Raw genomic sequence first — 1,865 nt, forward strand, 5'->3', positions numbered from 1 at the left:
CTGGGAGAAACCGCAACTCGACCTCTTCGGGCTGCAGGAGCAGTTCTGGGAGACCTGGCCGACCTCCGGTATGACACGCAATGGATCGGTCTACCCGCTTCCGCTGTCGGCGCACCGCATCCTAGATACCGCGTGTTTATCCTCGCCCACCGCACTCTTTCGAACCCCACTTGCGTCGGACGCATCTCGAGGCGGAGAGAGCTTGCAGCAGGTGAAGGCCCGTCGTGGCACGATCGCGCTGAGTCATCAGATCATCGACCTCGCACTCCACGGGCCCAACGGATACCCGCGCAAAGAACCCGAGAACCTGTGGACGTTGATCGGGCGGCTCTTCGGCGATGGGGACAATACGCTGAGGCAGTGACTCAATGGGAACAGCTCACTGGCCGCGTGGCACCATCGCCAGCTCTTCTGAGCGACGAGACTGGTCCGCGTCCCGCACCGAAGTTTGTCGAATGGTTGATGGGGCTTCCCGACGGCTGGGTAACGGAGTCCCCGCACGACCTCACGATGAATCAGCAACTTACCGCGCTTGGTAACGGAGTGCTGCCCGCGCAGGCACGCGCGGCGCTGCAACGCCTTATCTGCGCGCATGATGTGAGGTAGTAGTGAAATGATTCTTGATTGACAGAAGGCCTGGGGTCTTTCTAGTACATCTTGTAGAGTTGACCCAGGAGGTTAGTAATGACTGGTGGAGCAACTCGGGAACGAGGCGAACTCGAGCAAGAGATCATGCGGCTACTGCGTGCACAAGCTCAACCGATTGGCGCCCGTGAACTGCAGGATCTGTTCTCTGGTCAGGTGCCCGCGTATACGACCTTGATGACAGTGCTTACACGGCTGGAGAAGAAGGGCGAGGTAGTTCGCTCGGGGAGTTCTCCGCGGAAGGTGAAGTTCTTCCCTGCTCGATCGGATGAGGAGCATGCGAGCCAAACGATGTTGTCTGCGCTTGGTAGCGCGGGAGATCGGCGTGCCGCACTGCTGGCATTCGCTGGCAATCTTGACGAAGACGATGTGGCGCTGCTGAGTTCCGCTTTCGTGACACCTCGCAAGAAGCGCTAGCTCTGCTCGTGCTCTGGATAGTTCTTGCCTGCTTCGGTAGCGCACTGATCATGTCGCTGCTTGCTCCGCTGGTCCTGACCATCGGACGTTGGCAGCTCCTGCATCCACGGACTGCTCTCACCGCTTGGTTTGGGGCCCTCTTTGCCGGCGTGGCACTTGTTCTGGCTGGTCTTGCGATCAGTGTGATCGGTGCAGTTTCTGCGCCGGATTATGTGGGTGGAACCGAGTCCCTTCTGCTTACTGTGGTCGCTTGGCTCGGACTCGGCGTGTTCGGAGCGGTAGCAACCATGGTTTCCGTATCGTCCGAGCCGATTGTTGAGGCGCGACGAGAAGCCCTGAAAGTGTTGGCGCCGGTAGCAAGGTCTCGTGAAGCGCGGCAGGGGTTCACTCTTGTAAGGTTCGACTCTGACGAAGCGGTCGCGTTTGCTGTTCCAGGCAGGCGTCCCGAGATATTCATCTCCTCAGCGGTGGAGGATCTGCTTTCTCAGGCTCAGTTGAGTGCAGTGCTCGCGCATGAGTATGCGCACCTACGCCACCATCACGGGTGGGCGCTTCGCATTGCCGCCGTCAACGCCTTTTGCCTCGGTCGTCTCCGTCCGGGCCGGGCTTTGCAGCGCGCGACAAAGCTCCTCGTTGAACTCGCAGCTGATGATGCGGCGGCGCGTCAGGCCGGGGCCGCGAACCTTGCGAATGCGCTCACGCTGCTCGCAGAAAGCGATGGGGATGCGGGGATGCGACTTCGTGCGACACGTTTGACGAGTAAGCGGTGGCCATCTGCATCCCGTCGGCGGCTTCCGAAGGCT

4 protein-coding genes are annotated in these 1,865 nt (G+C 60.3%); all 4 read left to right on the forward strand.

All coding sequences use genetic code 11. The features are described 5' to 3' along the window. Positions 1 to 364 (forward strand): hypothetical protein (locus FM113_RS18255; protein WP_217896045.1); only part of this gene is annotated, 364 nt, incomplete at its 5' end. Next, a complete protein-coding gene (locus FM113_RS18030) occupies positions 361 to 606 on the forward strand; it encodes a hypothetical protein (protein ID WP_140393410.1) in 246 nt (81 codons plus the stop codon). The genes FM113_RS18255 and FM113_RS18030, both read left to right, overlap by 4 nt. Before the next feature lie 78 nt (positions 607 to 684). Further along, on the forward strand, positions 685 to 1,062 hold the full coding sequence (locus tag FM113_RS17280; protein WP_087016139.1) for a BlaI/MecI/CopY family transcriptional regulator: 378 nt from the start codon (positions 685 to 687) through the stop codon (positions 1,060 to 1,062). A gap of 50 nt (positions 1,063 to 1,112) precedes the next feature. Then, a partial coding sequence (locus FM113_RS17285) for a M56 family metallopeptidase (protein ID WP_087016141.1) occupies positions 1,113 to 1,865 on the forward strand: 753 nt, incomplete at its 3' end.

Source organism: Leucobacter sp. 7(1), from assembly GCF_900163635.1.
GTDB lineage: Bacteria > Actinomycetota > Actinomycetes > Actinomycetales > Microbacteriaceae > Leucobacter.